Raw genomic sequence first — 15,737 nt, 5'->3', positions numbered from 1 at the left:
GGGCCCGATGAGCGGAGTTTTCTCGCGTTTGGTCGGCCAGGATGCCGTGGAAGCCGAGTTGGTGGCCGCAGCGCGAGCGGCCCGGGGTGATTCGGCTCACAGCGGCGTCACAACCGGCAGCATGACGCATGCCTGGTTGATCACCGGGCCGCCCGGTTCGGGCCGGTCCATCGCCGCTGTGTGCTTTGCTGCGGCGCTGCAGTGCACCGCGGAGGCCGCCGAGGGCGGTCCGGGCTGCGGGGCCTGCCGGGCCTGTACGACGACCATGGCGGGCACCCACGCCGATGTGCGCCGCGTGATTCCCGAGGGGCTGTCCATCGGTGTCGACGAGATGCGCGCCATCGTGCAGACCGCATCCCGGCGGCCGGGCACCGGACGCTGGCAGATCGTCGTGGTCGAAGATGCCGACCGGCTCACCGAAGGCGCGGCCAACGCGCTGCTGAAGGTCGTCGAGGAACCGCCGCCGTCGACGGTGTTCCTGCTGTGCGCACCGTCGGTGGACCCCGAGGACATCGCGGTGACGCTGCGGTCGCGGTGCCGGCACGTCGCGTTGACGACGCCGCGGGTCGACGCCATCGCCCAGGTGCTGATGGACAACGACGGACTGCCCGAGTCCGACGCGCGCTGGGCGGCGTCGGTCAGTGGCGGCCACGTCGGCCGGGCCCGCCGGCTCGCCACCGATGAGCAGGCCCGGTCGCGCCGGGAACGCGCTCTGGGCCTGGCCCGGGACGCGGCGACGCCGACGCGGGCATACGCGGCCGTCGAGGAGCTCGTCGCCTCTGCCGAGGCCGAGGCGGTGGCGCTGACGGCAGGCCGCAACGAGACCGAGACCGAGGAGCTCAGGACGGCGCTGGGTGCCGGTGGCACCGGCAAGGGTGCGGCGGGCGCGCTGAGGGGCGCCGCGGGTGCGCTGAAGGACCTGGAGAAGCGGCAGAAGTCACGGCAGACCCGGGCGTCGCGCGATGCCCTGGACCGGGCGCTGATGGACCTGGCCACGTACTTCCGCGATGCACTGGTGATCTCGTCCGGGGCCTCGGGCGTGGCGGCGGCCAACCATCCGGACATGAGCGACAAGGCGGCGGCGATGGCCGCCCACGTGCCTGCCGACCAGCTGTTGCGCTGCGTCGAGGCGGTGCTGGCCTGCCGCGAGGCGCTGGCCACCAACGTCAAGCCGAAGTTCGCCGTCGACGCCATGGTGGCGACCATGGGACAGGCCTTGCGGGCTGGACAACGGAACTGACTTTGGCGGCGTGCGGGGCGTCCCGTAGACTCGTCCCGCCCCGCCTCGGTGGGGCACGCCACCCTAGCTCAGTCGGTAGAGCAATTCACTCGTAATGAATAGGTCAGGGGTTCGATTCCCCTGGGTGGCTCCACAATTTTTCGCTACCGACGTTGGTCGGGGAGCGTGTGCGGCCCCGCGGACGGGGTTACGTCAACGGGTGTGACAGCGCTCGGGTCCAGGTTGAACTTCGGCTTACGCAACGGGACTGCGATGCAGCCCTGAGCTTTTCCGTCGACGTACGAGCATTTGGTCTTGTCACCGTTCTTGTCGGTCGTGGTGCAAGCCTCGTACAGGTGTCCGTTGCCGACCTTGGTTTCGTAGGTCTGGTTCGAACCCATGCAATCGCTGCCGACGGTGGCGTTGGCGCTGGGTGCGGTCAGGATCACCGGTACGGCATAGAGCGCGGCAGCGCTCAGCAGGCCGGCGAATGCCGCTGACTTGATCTTGGAGTTCGGTCGGATGGTGGTGTTCATGGATCGACTTTCGTTTCGGGTGGCTGTGGATGGCGGGCTGGGCGGGAGACGTCAGGAGCGATCGACCTGAACCGGGGCGAGGTCACCGGTCGGGATGTGGGTGCCCTTCACTGCCGTCCTCGGCACGGTGATGCAGCCCTGAGGTTTGTGATCTACCTCGGTGCACTGTGTTTTGACGCCCTCTTTGTCGACCGTCGTGCAGCTCTCGATGATCGACCCGTTCGACCGGGTGCCAATGGCGAAGGTGCCACCGCCTTTTCCGCAGCGGGTCGCCAGGGACTCTGCGCTGGCCATCGGCGTGCTCAGGGCCAACGGGGCGATGTAAAGCGCGGCGGTGCCGAAGAGGGCAGCCAGTGCGATGCGCTTGCCGTTTGCGGTGCCGGTGATGGTCATGGGCGTTCTCCTTTTCCGGTGGTCGCAGGCCCAGTTGGACTTGCTGACACAGGTAGGAGTGGGCACCGTCCCGGAAGGGGACAGTTTTTTCGCAAAACTTTTCGGGCAGACGCCTAGCGCGGCGCCAGGAAGCCCACCGGCCCGGACGCGACGCACACCGACAGCGCCGACGTGTTGGCCTTCACCTGAATCGCAGCCCCGGCGCCGGGCAGCCGGACGAACACCCGGTTCAGTCCGGGGTGCACCGGCACCCGTGCCTCGCGCCCCTCGGGCAGGGACATGGTCAGCGACCCGTCGCTGTTGGCCAGGTAGTTGAGCTCGGCGGTCCAGTCGGCCGGCAGCAGCGGTCCGTCGAGCGGCATGGTCACCGGTGCGTCGGTCTGCACCAGGTAGCCGCAGTTCGGTGCCGGGCCGGGGACGATGGTGCGGGTCCAGGTCACCTTGGCCGGCACCAGTTGGCCGGTCGCGGTGAGCATCTGCAAAGACGTTGTGCTGGAGGCGAATTCAGGCCGGTCGCGCAGGAGCGCGAACATGTGACTGGCCAGGTTCTCTGGAAACGCCACGCGTTGCAGCACCAGCGGGTCGACTTCCTGATCGAGCAGCGGCACGCCGCGGGGTGCGGCGGCCAAGGATGCCTCGGCGTTGACGAGATAGGCGCGGGTCGGGTTGTCGCGCCAGCTGGGCAGGAAGGTCGCCCACGAGTACAGGCTGCTGGCCACGAATAGCGTTGCCGCACAAGCAACCACGACACGACGGCGGACGGAGTCGTCGAACCGGGTACTGCGGTTCGACGCACAGAACGCGACCGCGGCCAGCAGCGCCAGCACCACCACCAGATCGGAGAGGTAGCGCAACGTCTGCGCCAGCTCGAGGGCGGTGAACTTCGACGACCGCATCAGATAGATCGGCACCTGGCACGCCACCACGTATCCCACCGCCGACAGCCAGACGGGTCCCAGTCGCCGCTTTCGCAGCAGCGACACCGCAACCACGACGGCCAGCACCAGCCAACCCAACGCCATCACGACCGCGCCGGGCGTCGCCCACGGTGACGCGGGAGCCCAGCGCTGCCAGTCCCACGGCCCGCCGGCCAGCGTAGGCACCAGGCCGTGCGTGACGGACCGCGCCAGCAGCTCCCACGTCATCGGCAGGTCCAAGGTCCAGCGCTTCTGATTGACCACCAGCAGGTAGACCCCGACCCACCCGATCGTGATGGTGAGCAACCCCAGCCACAGCCTCAGACCCGTGCGCCACACGGAGACACGGGTCCCGGTCACGTGCATCAATAGCCAGCACACCGCGAATGCGGTGAACGGGATCACCGCGGACTTCTCGAAGAACAGCAGCCCGCCGAGATAGGCGACGCAGCCGGTCCAGACGTACCGCGGATTGCCGGTGCGCACCAACAGGATGGCGTCGGCGCAGACCCAGGCCATGGCCGCCGCCATCGGCAGCGCGTTGAGCCCGGCCGACCACCAGGCGAAGGCCGGCACGCCCAGGGGCGTGAACAGCGCGAACGCCAGCGGCACCAGCAGCACCGGACGCCAGCCGAGGATCGCCCGCAGGGCGCGCACGAGCGCCACCGAGGCGACCAGTTGCAGCAGCACCAGGCTCAGCGCCGGCCAGAACCAATTCAGCGGTGCCAGGCGCGTCAGCGCTCCGGCCAACAGGAACCCGGCAGGCATGACGTGCCCGTCGTGGTCGTTGAACAGGAAGTCGGGCGACAGCAGGGAATGGGTGCCGGCCTGGCCGATCAGGATCAGGTCGTCCCAGTAGAAATAGCCGCCGAATGCGAGAACCGCCCGCAGTATCAGCTGCAGCACCACCAGTGCGGCGGTGGTTCGGGCGACCCAGTTCACTCTTGTCGACTGTACGGGCCGCCTGGCAGCGGCCGTCGGTATGGTTGCCCCCGTGCGAACACTTGTCACTGGTGCTGCTGGGTTCATCGGTTCGACGCTCGTCGACCGGCTCCTGTCCGAAGGGCACGATGTTGTCGGGCTCGACGACCTGAGCAGCGGCAAGGTCGACAACCTCGCGGATGCCGAGGGCAACGCGCAGTTCGAGTTCGTCAAAGCCGACATCGTCGACGCCGATCTGAACGGCATCGTCGCCGAGGTCAAGCCTGAGGTGATCTTCCATCTGGCCGCGCAGATCTCCGTCGCGCGGTCGGTGACCGACGCGCCGTTCGATGCCGGGGTCAACGTCGTCGGCACCGTGCGGCTGGCTGAGGCGGCTCGCAGCAACGGCGTGCGCAAGGTGGTCCACACCTCGTCGGGCGGGTCCATCTACGGCGTCCCGCCGGGCTACCCGACCAACGAGGACATGCCGGTGGATCCGTCGTCCCCGTACGCCGCCAGCAAGGTGTGCGGCGAGGTCTACCTCAATATGTTCCGCAATCTGTACGGGCTGGACTGCTCGCACATCGCGCCGGCCAACGTCTACGGCCCGCGCCAGGACCCGCACGGTGAAGCCGGTGTGGTGGCGATCTTCAGTCAGGCCCTGCTGGCCGGGCGGCCCACCAAGATTTTCGGTGACGGCAGCGACACCCGTGACTATGTCTTCGTCGACGACGTGGTCGACGCCTTCGTCCGCGCCGGCGGGGAGGCCGGGGGCGGGCAGCGGTTCAACGTCGGGACCGGGGTGGAGACGTCGGTGGCGCAGCTGCACACCGCGATCGCCGCGGCCGTCGGCGTGCCCGACGCGCCCGAGTTCCACCCGCCGCGCCTCGGCGACCTGCGCAAATCCTGCCTGGACATCAGCCGGGCCGGCGCCGTGTTGGGTTGGAGCCCCGAGGTGACGCTGGCCGAGGGCGTGGCCCGGACGGTGGACTTTTTCCGCCCCTGACCTGCCAATATGCAGAAAAAGATTGTAAGTACTCACTTTCTGCCCTAACCTCAGGTCATGACCTACGACGTGATCGTCAAAGACGGCCTGTGGTTCGACGGCACCGGCCGCACGCCGCAACTGCGCAATCTGGGTATCCGCGACGGCGTCGTCGCGACGGTGTCGGCGCAGCCGCTCGATGAGACGGGCTGCCCCGACGTCATCGATGCCAAGGGCAAGTGGGTGACGCCGGGCTTCATCGATGTCCACACGCACTACGACGCCGAGGTACTGCTCGACCCGGGCCTGCGTGAGTCGGTCCGGCACGGCGTGACGACGGTGCTGTTGGGCATGTGTTCGCTCTCGACCGTCTACGCCGAGAACGACGACGCCGCCGATCTGTTCAGCCGCGTCGAGGCGGTGCCGCGCAAGTTCGTCGTCGGCGCGCTCGAGCAGAGCCGTTCATGGTCCGGACCCGCCGAGTACGTGCAGGCGCTCGAAGCCCTGCCGCTCGGCCCCAACGTCAGCTCGCTGCTGGGCCACTCGGACCTGCGCACCTCGGTGCTGGGCCTGGACCGCGCGACGACCCCGAACGTCACCCCGACCAACGCCGAGCTGGAGACCATGGCGTCGCGGCTCGAGGCGGCCCTGGACGCGGGCATGCTCGGCATGTCCGGCATGGACGCCGCGATCGACAAGCTCGACGGTGACCGCTTCCGGTCCCGTGCGCTGCCGTCGACCTTCGCCACCTGGCGGGAACGCCGCCGCCTGATCAAGGTGCTGCGCAAGCGCGGCCGCATCCTGCAGAGCGCGCCCAACGTCGCCAAACTGCAAGAGGCACTGAACTTCTTCCTCGAGAGCAGCGGCTGGTTCGGCCGTCGTGCCGGCGTGCGGATGAGCCTGCTGGTGGCCGCCGATGCCAAGTCCTCGCCCGGCGCCGTGTACCTGCTGGGCCCGGTGACCCGCCTGGCCAACAAGGTCCTGAACTCGAAGGTGCGCTTCCAGCATCTGCCGGTGCCGTTCGAATTGTATTCGGACGGAATCGATCTCCCGGTTTTCGAGGAGTTCGGTGCGGGTACCGCAGCGCTGCACCTGAAGGATCAGCTGGAGCGCAACAAGCTGATGGCCGACCCGGAGTACCGGCGCCGGTTCCGTAAGTCGTTCGACAAGAAGGTGCTGGGCCCGACCCTGTGGCACCGTGACTTCCACGACTCGACCATCGTCGAGTGCCCCGATAAGTCGTTGATCGGCAAGAGCTTTGGGCAGATCGCCGACGAGCGCGGCAGTCACCCGCTCGACGCCTTCCTCGACGTCCTGGTGGAGCACGGTGAGCGCAACACCCGCTGGACCACCATCGTGGCCAACCACCGCCCCAAGCAGCTCGACAAGCTGGCCACGGAGCCGTCGGTCCACATGGGCTTCTCGGATGCCGGTGCGCACCTTCGCAATATGGCGTTCTACAACTACGCGCTGCGGATGCTGCGCCGGGTGCAGGACGCCGACAAGAGTGGCCGTCCGTTCATGACCACCGAGCATGCCGTGCACCGGCTGACCGGTGAGGTCGCCGACTGGTTCGGCCTGGAGGCCGGCACCCTGCGGCAGGGCGAGCGCGCCGACTTCGTGGTGATCGACCCGGCTGGGCTCAACGCCGAACTCGAGGCGTACCACGAGGATTCGGTCGAGTTCTACGGCGGCCTGAGCCGCATGGTCAACCGCAGCGACGCCGCCGTCGTGGCGACCGGTGTGGGTGGCCAGGTGGTGTTCCGCGACGGTGAGTTCCGCGACGGCTACGGCCAGACCGTGAAGTCCGGCCACTACCTGCCGGCGCGCGGGGCGAAACTGCCGGTGGCGCAGCCGGTCTGACATGGCCAGAACGCAACAGCAACGCAGGGAAGAGACGCGGGCTCGGCTCCTCGACGCCGCGATCGAGACCATCGTCGAGGTCGGCTACGCCCGCGCCTCGGCGGCGGTGATCGCGCGTCGGGCCGAGGTCTCCGACGGTGCGCTGTTCAAACACTTCGCCACCATGGGCGACTTCATGGCCGCGACGGCGCTCGAGGTCATGCGTAGACAGCTCGAGCAGTTCAGCAAGCAGGTCGCCGAAATCCCTTCGGACCGGCCGGCTCTGGAAGGCGCGTTGATCGCGCTGCGGGACATCAGCGGCAACGCCACCAACGCGGTGATGTACGAGCTGATGGTCGCGGCGCGCACCGACGAGAAGCTGCGGGCGACGCTGCAGGGCGCCCTCGTCGAGTACGGCCGCAACATCTACGAGACCGCGCAGGAGATGCCCGGCGCGGATCAGTTGCCGCCGGAACTGCTGATGCTGATCGTCGCCGTGATGGTCAACACCTTCGACGGTGCGGCGCTGATCCGTGCCGTGCTACCGCAGCCCGAACTCGAAGACGGCCGCATCCAGCTGCTGGCCACCATGTTGGGGACTCTGGGCGTTCAGACCTGACGGGTCGGCGGATCGGGCTCGGGGACGCGCGCACCTTCCAGCGCCACCGCCCGGGCCAGTTGGGCGTAACGCAGTTCGAGGTCCTTGAACCGCATGTATGCGCTGATCGTCGTGAACAGAAACGCGATGACCAGCGCGTACAACAGCAGGTCGGCGCCGCGGCCGATGCCGAGCCAGTGCGCCACCACCGTGGTGTCGTTGGGGCGCAGGATCGCGTAGATGGCGCCGACCACGAACAGCACGTAGCCGACCTTCACCCACGCCCGCGACTGTGCGTTGCGCCGCGAACTGAACAGGTAGGCCAGCAGCAGGACCACCGCGCCGATCAGCAATGCCTTGGTCCAGATCATCGGCGCAACCTTCCGCGGAGCAGCCCGTCGACGACGATGTTGACGCCGTTGACCAGCGGCTGACCCTTCGACATCGAATAGTCGGTGTACAGGATTTGCACCGACTGTTCGGCGACCCGCCAGCGGTTCTCCACGATGAGGGAGACGAACTCGCTGGCGTGGCTCATGCCGTTCATGGTCAGGTTCAGCCCGTCGGCCACCGTCTTGTTGAACACCCGCAAGCCGTTGTGGGCGTCGGTCAGGTGCAGCTTGCGACTGGACCGGCTGAGCTTGGCGACGATCGGCAACAGCAGCCGCTTGAGGATCGGCATGCGTTCGGGCGGTTGGTCGGCGAACCGGGTGCCGATCACGATGTCCAGCTCCTCGGTCCGCAGCCGCTCGATCATCCGCACGACATCCTTGACCCGGTGCTGGCCGTCGGCGTCGAACGTGGCGAAAACCTCTGCCCCGGGCCGGGATCGGGCGTACTCGACGCCGGTCTGGATGGCCGCTCCCTGACCGAGGTTCACCGGGTGCCGCACCACGTGGGCGCCGGCGGCGAAGGCCCGGTCGCCGGTGTCGTCACGGCCGCCGTCGTCGACGCAGACGACATTGGGGAAGACGGCCCGCACATCAGCGACGACGTCGGCAATGACGCTCGCCTCGTTGTAGGCGGGGATGACGATCCAGACGTCGCGATACAAGGACATGTTGATGCCGAAAATACACGCTCAGCGGCGCCTGATCGCGCCAAGCGCGGCCAGGTGGACGACGATGCCGACCAGCGGCCCGCACATCAACGCGACAATGGTGCGGGTCTGCAGGTCCAAAGGCAGCAACAACAACAGTGCCGCGGCCACCGTGGCACTCACCCAACCCACCGCGTAGGCCCGGTGCAGCGCGGCGGCGACTGTCGCGGCCCCGGTCAGGGTCAGGAAGGCGATGGCGACGGCCCCGGCCGTCAGCCAGGCCAGCAGCGCACCGCTCGCGGCGTACTCGGGACCGAACAGCGTGCGCAGCAGCCACGGCCCGACCAGCCCGGCGGCCAGCACCGCCAGTGCACCCAGCCCGGCGAGCACCAGGGCCGGGGTGAGCAGGGCTCGCAGTCGCCGGTTGTCGACGAAATGCGCGATCAGGTTGCCCTGCATCGCGGTCAGCGGCACCAGCAGCGGGGCGCGGGTCAGCGTCACCGCCAGGATGATGACGCCGCCGGTGGCGCCCAGGTCCCGGGACGTGGCCTGCAGCAGCACCGGGAAGCCCATCACCAGGACGGCGCTGGCGCCGGCGGCGGCGATCGAATGCGCCGACCCGGTCAGGAAGGTCCGGGGCGTGCCGGGGGTGTGGATTGCGGCCGCGGACCGGGCCACGCGGGAGGCCAGCAGCAGGATCAGCCAGGACATCGAGCCGGCGACGGTGGCCCACAGGTAACCGTCCAGCCCCCAGCCGAGGACGAACGCGGCGACGGCGACGGCGACCCGGATGCCCGCGTCGGTCACCATCAGCGTGCCGTACTGGGTCCAGCCGTCCGCCCCGGCAAGGACGCCCAGCAGGGTGGCGTGCAGGCAGAAGCCCGCCAGGCCGACGCTCAGCAGCGCCACGCTCAGCGGGGTGGATTCGACGAAAACGTGGCCGGCCCACAGTGGGGCGGTGCCGGCGATCAGCAGCCCCGCGGCGACGGCCACCAGCGCGGCCACCCGGATGGGCTGCAGGTGCGGCCCCGGCTGGGGCTCGGCGGTGTGTGCGATGCGGACTTCGCGGGTGGCTTCCTGCAGCAGGCCGTTGGCCGCTCCGGTGAACAAGCCGAACGCACCCCAGAAGACGCTGAACACCGAGAATCCAGCGGGGGCCAGGTCGCGCGCGGCGAGGTACAGGATCGCGTAGCCGCACAGCGCGCTGAGCACCGTCGCGACTGCGACCCGTGCCACACTGCTGGGATTCACAGTGCCGGCAGTTCCACCGTGTAGAGCCACGCGTTCCACAGTCCGCGCAGGGACTGGTCGGTGTAGTTCGCGGCCAGGCCGGTGAAGTCGTCGGTCACCGCGGTCGAGTGCCGGTAGCGGGTCGTCCAATCCCGCAGTAGTGCAAAGAAATTCGCATCGCCGATGGTGCGCCGAAGGGCGTGCAGGGTGAGGGCGCCGCGCTTGTAGACGCGGTCGTCGAACATGTCCTCGGGTCCGGGGTCGGCCAGCAGCAGATTCTGCGGCAAGCCCCGCAGCTTCTGCAGGTTGTGCGCGGCCAGTTGGTCGGCGGTCCGCCAGCCCGACTCCTCGGCCCACAGCCACTCGGCGTAACAGGCGAATCCCTCATGTAGCCAGATGTCCCGCCACCGCCGCACCGTCACCGAGTTGCCGAACCACTGGTGGGCCATCTCGTGCGCGATCAGCCGCTCGGCGCTGCGGCGGCCGTCGCAGTGGTTGGCGCCGAAAATCGAAACACCTTGCGCTTCAAGCGGAATTTCCAGCTCGTCGTCGGTGACCACGACGCTGTACCCGCTCGACAATGGGTACGGCCCGAACAACCGGGTGAACAGCTGCATCATCTGCGGCTGCCGGCCGAAGTCGTATTCGAAATTGCGGATCAGCCGCTGCGGCAGGGCCGCGGACATCGGCACCGGAGACTTCGACAGCCGCAGCGACTCGTACCGGCCGATCTGCAGGGTGATCAGGTAGGTCGACGTCGGCTCGGCCAGTTCGTACACCCACATGGTCTGTGCCGCACGGGTTTTGCGGCTCACCAGCTCGCCGTTGGCGATGACCCGGTATGGGCTGTCGGTGCTGACCGCGATGCGGTAGCTGGCCTTGCTGCTCGGGTGGTCGTCACATGGGAACCAGGACGCGGCACCGTTGGGCTGCCCGGCGACCAGGGCGCCCTCCGTCAGCTCCTCGAAACCGACTGTGCCCCAGATGGATTTGATGGGGCGCGGGTTGCCGCCGTAGCGCACCGTGATCGTCATCGCGGCCCCGGCGGGCAACGCGCTGGGCAACGTGATGTGCAGCTTGCCGTTGACGGTGCGGTATTTGGCGGGGCGACGGCCGTTCACCTCGACCTTGGCCACCGACAATGCGTCGGACAGATCCAGGGTGAACCAGTGCAGCGACGCCAGGGTGACCGCGGTGATGGTGGCGATGCCGGTCAGCCGGTTGCTCTCCACCCGGTATTCGAGGCTGAGTTCGTAGCGGGATACCCGGAAGCCGAAGTTGCCGTTGTTCGGCAGGTACGGATCAATAACCGGCGCAACGCCTTTGCGGTCCTTCTTGTTCGTCCGGGTCATGCGGCCTGCGCCTTATTTCGGCCGCCGGACTTGCGCTTCTTGCCCACCCACGGGGCGATCGGATTGCCCTGCCAGCGAGTCGACGCCGGCACCGCGTCGCCGCGCATCACCAGTGAGGCGGGGCCGACCGTCGCGCCGGCACCGATACTGGCCGCGGGCAGTGCCACGCAGTGGGTACCGAGCGTCGCGCCCGGCTCCAGCACCACGGTGTCCAGCTGCATGATGCGGTCGTGGAACAGGTGGGTCTGCACGACGCAGCCCCGGTTCACCGTCGCGCCCCGGCCCAGCGTCACCAGGTCGGCCTCTGGTAGCCAATAGGTTTCGCACCATACTCCCCGGCCGATCGCCGCACCGAGGGCTCGCAGCCACAGGTTCATCACGGGGGTGCCGCTGGCGGCGCGGGCGAACCACGGCGCCGCGACCGTTTCGACGAACGTGTCGGATACCTCGTTCCACCACACGAACGGTGACCACAGTGGGTGCTCGACCTTCCGAATGCGCCCGACCATCAACCATTTCGCCACCACGGCGATGGCCCCGGCGACCGCACCCGCGTTCAGCAGCACCAGTCCGGCGCCCAATGACGCCCACAGCCAACCGAATTCGCCGGCCAGCGCCTGCAGGACGCCGAGGACCGCCACGCCGATGCCGAACGTCACCATCACCGGGATGATGCGCAGGGTCTCGACCGTCGATCGCATGATCTTCAGCCGCAGGGACGGGTGGAAGGTGCGCAGCTTGTCCGCTTCAGTTGGCTGGCGGCGCAACCGGATCGGTGGGCTGCCCAGCCACGAGGACCCGGCCTTGGCCTTGTGCGGCGTTGCCGACAGCACGGCGACGAGTCCATCGTCGGGGACGCGGCGGCCAGGCTGCGTGATACCGGAGTTGCCCAGGAATGCGCGCCGGCCGACGGTGGCCTTGGCCACGTGGATCCAGCCGCCGCCGAGTTCGTACGACGCCACCATGGTGTCGTCGGCCAGGAAGGCGCCGTCGAGCACCTCGGTGAACTTGGGCGTCAGCAGGGCCGTTGAAATCTCGGTGTCCTTGCCGACTTTCGCGCCGAGGATCCGCAGCCACCACGGCGTCAGCAGGCTCGCGTAGATGGGAAACAGATAGTTGCGGGCGGCGTCCATCAACCGCTCGGTGGCCCACAGTTGCCAGCCCACGCGGCTGCGCACCGGGTGGTAGCCCTCGGTCAGTCGGAGGGCCAGCAGGCGTACCCCGATCACCGTCAGTGCCGCGTACACCGCCATGGCGACCACTGCGGCGACAGGCGTCCACAACGCGACCGGCAGGACCGCCTCCGGCAGCGAATGGGTGTGGCGCACCGGCAGAATCAGCACCGCCAGTCCCGCGGCGAGGGCCAGGATCGGCAACCCACCCAACAGGACCGACGTCAGCCCGTACATCGCGATCCACTGCGGGGCGCGGCCCGGCCGTTCGTCGGGCCACGGGTGGTGCGCCTTGCCGGACTTCACCGCCGGTGAGCCCTTCCAGTACTGCCCGGCCTTGACCTTGCCGATTACGCCGGAACCCGGTGCGACGTCGGCGTTCTTGCCGACCACCGCACCCGGCAGCAGTGTCGTACGGGCGCCGATGGTGGCGTCGTTGCCGATGCTGATCGGGCCGACGTGGAACAGGTCGCCGTCGATCCAGTGCCCGCTGAGGTCGACTTCCGGTTCGACCGAGCAGTGGTCCCCGAGGGAGAGCATGCCGGTGACCGGCGGGGCGGAGTGCAGGTCGACGCCGTTGCCGACCTGGTTGCCCAAGGCGCGGGCGTAGTAGACCAACCATGGTGCGCCGGCCTGGTTTTCGGCGCCACTGGCCTCGCCGAGGCGTTCGGCGAGCCAGACCCGCAGGTGTTCGGAGCCGCCGCGCTTGTAGGTGCCCGGTTCCAGACCGGACAACAGGGCCCGCGCGCTGAACACCGCGATACCCATCCGGCCGATCGGGGTGACGAACACCAGGAACCCGACCAGGATCACCCACCAGTTCACGGTGTGGGCCCAGGGCAGCAGGTGCAGGGCGGCGGCGATGTTGTTCAGCAGCGCCAGCCACACGACCCATTGCATGCCCGCCAGGGTCGCGAGCGGGATCGCGACGAGCGACTGGATCAGCTGGGTCGTCAGCGGAACCGGCGTGACGCTTCGGGTTTCGACCGCCGGCGGCGGGTCGAGTTCGTCCAGGTAGCCGGCCAGTGAGCCCAGCCGCGGGTGGTCGTAGAGGTCGGCGACGGTGACCTGCGGGTACTTCTCGCGCAGCAGCGAGACCAGCTGCGCCGCGGACAACGAGCCGCCGCCGAGGGCGAAGAAGTCGGCGCCGGGGCCGTCGATGGGGGACGCCAGCACGTCACGCCACAGCCCGGCGAGCCAGCCCATGGTGCCGTCGAGGTCGGGGCTGTCGTCGCCCGCCGAGTCGACGGGCCAGGGCAGCGCGTTGCGGTCGACCTTTCCCGATGTGCGCGTGGGCAATTCGTCGACCAGGACGAGCCTTGGCACCAGCGCGGCCGGCAACGACTGAGCAAGTGCCTTGCGAGCCTTGGTGATATCGAATTCGGGGTCGGCGCTGGCGATGTAACCGACCAGCAGGGGAGTGCCGGTGGCCGTCTTGCGGACCGCGGCGGCGCCGCCGCTGACGCCGGGCAGGTTGACCAGTGCGGCGTCGACCTCGCCGAGTTCGATGCGCCGGCCACCGACCTTGACCTGATCGTCGGCGCGGCCCTGGAAGTAGAGGCCGTCCGGCTCGAGCCGGACCAGGTCACCGCTGCGGTAGGCGCGGCCCCAGCCGAGTGTCTCCATCGGGGCGTACTTCTCGGCGTCCTTCTCGGGGTCGAGATAGCGGGCCAGGCCGACGCCGCCGATCACCAGTTCGCCGACGTCGCCGTAGCCGACCTGCAGGCCGTCCTTGTCGACAACGGCCAGGTCCCAGCCGGGCAGGGGCAGGCCGATGCTGACCGGTCCGCTGCCGAGCGGCGCGAGGCACGCGACGACGGTGGCTTCGGTGGGTCCATAGGTGTTCCACACCTCGCGGCCCTCGACGGCGAGGCGTTCGGCGAGCTCCGGCGGGCAGGCTTCACCGCCGAAGATCAGCAGGCGTACGGCTTCGAGGGCCTCGGCCGGCCACAGCGAGGCGAGCGTCGGGACCGTCGAGACGACGGTGATGTCACGGGACACCAGCCAGGGACCCAGGTCCATGCCGCTGCGCACCAGCGAGCGCGGCGCCGGGACGAGGCAGGCGCCGTAGCGCCAGGCCAGCCACATCTCCTCGCAGGATGCGTCGAATGCCACCGACAGTCCGGCCAGCACCCGGTCGCCCGGGCCCAGCGGATTGTCCCGCAGGAAGATCTCGGCCTCGGCGTCGACGAACGCCGCGGCGTTACGGTGGGTCACCGCAACGCCTTTCGGGGTCCCGGTGGAACCGGAGGTGAAGATGATCCAGGCGTCATCGCGGGTCAGCGGCTGGCCTGCCAGCCAGCCCCGCGTCGAACCGGGCCCGCGGACCAGGCCGGCCTCGGTGATGATGCCGACGACGCCGGCCTCGCCGAAGACCAGCGCGGCGCGCTCCTCGGGATCGTCGGCGTCGACCGGGACGTACGCGGCGCCGGTGGCCAGCGTCGCCAGAATCGACACGTACAGCGCGTAGCTGCCCGACGGCATGCGGATGCCGATGCGATCACCGCGGCCGATGCCCCGTGCGGCCAGCCAGGCCACGCTTTCCTCGACGTCGGCGATCAGCTCGGCGTAGGTGAGCTGGACGGTGCCGTCGTCGATGGCCGGCGCATCGGGATATTGAGCGGCCGTGGCGTAGAGGATGTCGATGAGTGTCCGGGCCTGCGGTGCGTTCGCTGAACGCACGTACTGCGGGGGGATCTCCTGATGCACGGGTACAAACTACTAAGGCTTGGCGAACGGTTCCTGGCGGCGGGCTTGCCGTGGCAGCTTCGTTACCAGTTGTTGTAGCCGCCCTCGGGTCCCAGCATGCGCTCCAGCCGGGTCCGATTGATCCGGGCCAGCTCGTTACGGACCACCTTGCGCTCGGTCTCGTGGTCGTTGTGCATCCGGTCGGCCATGTGGGTCAGTACTTCGTCAGCGCTCATGGCGCCGACGAACATCACGAAATCGAACCCGAAGTGGTCCCGGTAGGTCGATGCGTTGGTCTGCAGCGTCGCCATCAGTCCGGGGTCACGGTCGCAGACGGCGCACTGCTCGAACTGCGAGCGGGCGCTGCCCGGTCGACGACCCAGCTGCGGATAGGCCTGAAGGATCGCGTCCACCGAGGTGTCACCCAACGCGAACAGCAGATCGTCGGCCCGCCGGTACAGATGGTCGTGGTCGTCGTACGCGCGTCCGTCGGCCAGGCTGCCGGCCAGGGGCACGCTGTAGCAGCATTCGTACAGTGCGTGCACCGCCCGCTGCTTTGGCATGGCGTTGAACGCGTCGAGACCAATGCCCTGATGCATCAACACATGGACATCATCGAATGTGCAGGGTACGTGCAGATTTCCTTGTGTTACAGCGGGGCAAATTCGTGTATCGGTGGTCTGGCGTGCATCACAAGTATGGCGTAACATCGAACATGTGTACTGCTTATCTGCTTAATTGGACCTATGCTGGTCAGCATGGGTACTGCAGAGGGTGGGCCGGTCGGCGGGGTCGACTATCCGCGCACGTTCCAGGAGTTTCGGAGCTGGTTTCCCGATGAAGCG

13 protein-coding genes and 1 tRNA gene are annotated in these 15,737 nt (G+C 68.5%); 5 read left to right on the top strand and 9 right to left on the bottom strand.

Annotated elements, in window-relative coordinates; all coding sequences use genetic code 11:
- Nucleotides 1-7: 7 nt before the first annotated feature.
- On the top strand, nt 8-1,240 hold the full coding sequence (locus tag TL10_RS24110) for a DNA polymerase III subunit delta' (RefSeq protein WP_043987665.1): 1,233 nt from the start codon (nt 8-10) through the stop codon (nt 1,238-1,240).
- 57 nt (nt 1,241-1,297) lie between these two features.
- Nucleotides 1,298-1,373 (top strand) — tRNA-Thr (locus TL10_RS24105).
- 10 nt (nt 1,374-1,383) lie between these two features.
- Here the strand turns inward: TL10_RS24105 and TL10_RS24100 are convergent.
- The 3 genes from TL10_RS24100 to TL10_RS24090 form a co-directional block, all read right to left on the bottom strand.
- Complete coding sequence (locus TL10_RS24100) at nt 1,384-1,755, bottom strand: hypothetical protein (RefSeq protein WP_043987664.1); 372 nt, start codon at nt 1,753-1,755, stop codon at nt 1,384-1,386.
- 51 nt (nt 1,756-1,806) lie between these two features.
- A complete protein-coding gene (locus tag TL10_RS24095) occupies nt 1,807-2,148 on the bottom strand; it encodes a hypothetical protein (protein ID WP_043987663.1) in 342 nt (113 codons plus the stop codon).
- 113 nt (nt 2,149-2,261) lie between these two features.
- Nucleotides 2,262-4,094 (bottom strand): hypothetical protein, encoded by a 1,833-nt coding sequence (locus tag TL10_RS24090; RefSeq protein ID WP_082068070.1) that lies wholly within the window; start codon nt 4,092-4,094, stop codon nt 2,262-2,264.
- Here TL10_RS24090 and TL10_RS24085 point away from each other — a divergent pair.
- From TL10_RS24085 to TL10_RS24075, 3 genes are read left to right on the top strand one after another with little or no spacing between them, the layout of a single operon-like run.
- Nucleotides 4,060-4,992 carry an NAD-dependent epimerase/dehydratase family protein gene (locus TL10_RS24085; RefSeq protein ID WP_192830297.1) on the top strand — a complete coding sequence of 311 codons (933 nt, stop codon included), beginning with the start codon at nt 4,060-4,062 and terminating at the stop codon, nt 4,990-4,992. The genes TL10_RS24090 and TL10_RS24085 overlap by 35 nt on opposite strands.
- Nucleotides 4,993-5,049: 57 nt before the next feature.
- The gene (locus TL10_RS24080; protein WP_043397328.1) at nt 5,050-6,834 is read left to right on the top strand and encodes an N-acyl-D-amino-acid deacylase family protein; all 1,785 of its coding nucleotides are present in this window, start codon (nt 5,050-5,052) and stop codon (nt 6,832-6,834) included.
- 1 nt (nt 6,835) lies between these two features.
- Nucleotides 6,836-7,432 (top strand): TetR/AcrR family transcriptional regulator, encoded by a 597-nt coding sequence (locus tag TL10_RS24075; RefSeq protein ID WP_043397329.1) that lies wholly within the window; start codon nt 6,836-6,838, stop codon nt 7,430-7,432.
- Here the strand turns inward: TL10_RS24075 and TL10_RS24070 are convergent.
- The 6 genes from TL10_RS24070 to TL10_RS24045 all read right to left on the bottom strand — a co-directional run bounded on the left by TL10_RS24070 (nt 7,423) and on the right by TL10_RS24045 (nt 15,491).
- On the bottom strand, nt 7,423-7,782 hold the full coding sequence (locus tag TL10_RS24070) for a DUF2304 domain-containing protein (RefSeq protein ID WP_043397331.1): 360 nt from the start codon (nt 7,780-7,782) through the stop codon (nt 7,423-7,425). The genes TL10_RS24075 and TL10_RS24070 overlap by 10 nt on opposite strands.
- Entirely contained in the window at nt 7,779-8,471 is a 693-nt protein-coding gene (locus tag TL10_RS24065; RefSeq protein WP_043397334.1) for a polyprenyl-phospho-N-acetylgalactosaminyl synthase PpgS, read from the bottom strand. The genes TL10_RS24070 and TL10_RS24065 overlap by 4 nt, the downstream gene beginning before the upstream one ends.
- Before the next feature lie 21 nt (nt 8,472-8,492).
- Complete coding sequence (locus TL10_RS24060) at nt 8,493-9,731, bottom strand: polysaccharide biosynthesis protein (protein WP_043397469.1); 1,239 nt, start codon at nt 9,729-9,731, stop codon at nt 8,493-8,495.
- Nucleotides 9,698-11,032, bottom strand: a complete 1,335-nt coding sequence (locus TL10_RS24055) for a M1 family metallopeptidase (RefSeq protein ID WP_043397337.1) — start codon at nt 11,030-11,032, stop codon at nt 9,698-9,700. The genes TL10_RS24060 and TL10_RS24055 overlap by 34 nt, the downstream gene beginning before the upstream one ends.
- Nucleotides 11,029-14,913 (bottom strand): Pls/PosA family non-ribosomal peptide synthetase, encoded by a 3,885-nt coding sequence (locus tag TL10_RS24050; protein WP_043987660.1) that lies wholly within the window; start codon nt 14,911-14,913, stop codon nt 11,029-11,031. The genes TL10_RS24055 and TL10_RS24050 overlap by 4 nt, the downstream gene beginning before the upstream one ends.
- A gap of 62 nt (nt 14,914-14,975) precedes the next feature.
- A complete protein-coding gene (locus TL10_RS24045) occupies nt 14,976-15,491 on the bottom strand; it encodes a 2-oxo-4-hydroxy-4-carboxy-5-ureidoimidazoline decarboxylase (RefSeq protein WP_043397343.1) in 516 nt (171 codons plus the stop codon).
- Nucleotides 15,492-15,737: the final 246 nt, after the last annotated feature.

Source organism: Mycolicibacterium llatzerense (assembly GCF_000878195.1).
GTDB classification, from domain to species: Bacteria; Actinomycetota; Actinomycetes; order Mycobacteriales; family Mycobacteriaceae; genus Mycobacterium; species Mycobacterium llatzerense.
The sequence above is the reverse complement of the archived record's forward strand: the minus strand, read 5'-3'. Positions and strand labels throughout refer to the sequence as shown.

What these genes read in the sequence shown, in the direction of transcription:
- TL10_RS24080 (WP_043397328.1), top strand. Translation starts at nt 5,050, where the DNA reads ATGACCTACGACGTGATCGTCAAAGACGGCCTGTGGTTCGACGGCACC.
- TL10_RS24055 (WP_043397337.1), bottom strand. Translation starts at nt 11,032, where the DNA reads ATGACCCGGACGAACAAGAAGGACCGCAAAGGCGTTGCGCCGGTTATT.
- TL10_RS24100 (WP_043987664.1), bottom strand. Translation starts at nt 1,755, where the DNA reads ATGAACACCACCATCCGACCGAACTCCAAGATCAAGTCAGCGGCATTC.
- TL10_RS24110 (WP_043987665.1), top strand. Translation starts at nt 8, where the DNA reads ATGAGCGGAGTTTTCTCGCGTTTGGTCGGCCAGGATGCCGTGGAAGCC.
- TL10_RS24065 (WP_043397334.1), bottom strand. Translation starts at nt 8,471, where the DNA reads ATGTCCTTGTATCGCGACGTCTGGATCGTCATCCCCGCCTACAACGAG.
- TL10_RS24045 (WP_043397343.1), bottom strand. Translation starts at nt 15,491, where the DNA reads ATGCATCAGGGCATTGGTCTCGACGCGTTCAACGCCATGCCAAAGCAG.
- TL10_RS24090 (WP_082068070.1), bottom strand. Translation starts at nt 4,094, where the DNA reads ATGAACCCAGCAGCACCAGTGACAAGTGTTCGCACGGGGGCAACCATA.
- TL10_RS24075 (WP_043397329.1), top strand. Translation starts at nt 6,836, where the DNA reads ATGGCCAGAACGCAACAGCAACGCAGGGAAGAGACGCGGGCTCGGCTC.
- TL10_RS24070 (WP_043397331.1), bottom strand. Translation starts at nt 7,782, where the DNA reads ATGATCTGGACCAAGGCATTGCTGATCGGCGCGGTGGTCCTGCTGCTG.
- TL10_RS24095 (WP_043987663.1), bottom strand. Translation starts at nt 2,148, where the DNA reads ATGACCATCACCGGCACCGCAAACGGCAAGCGCATCGCACTGGCTGCC.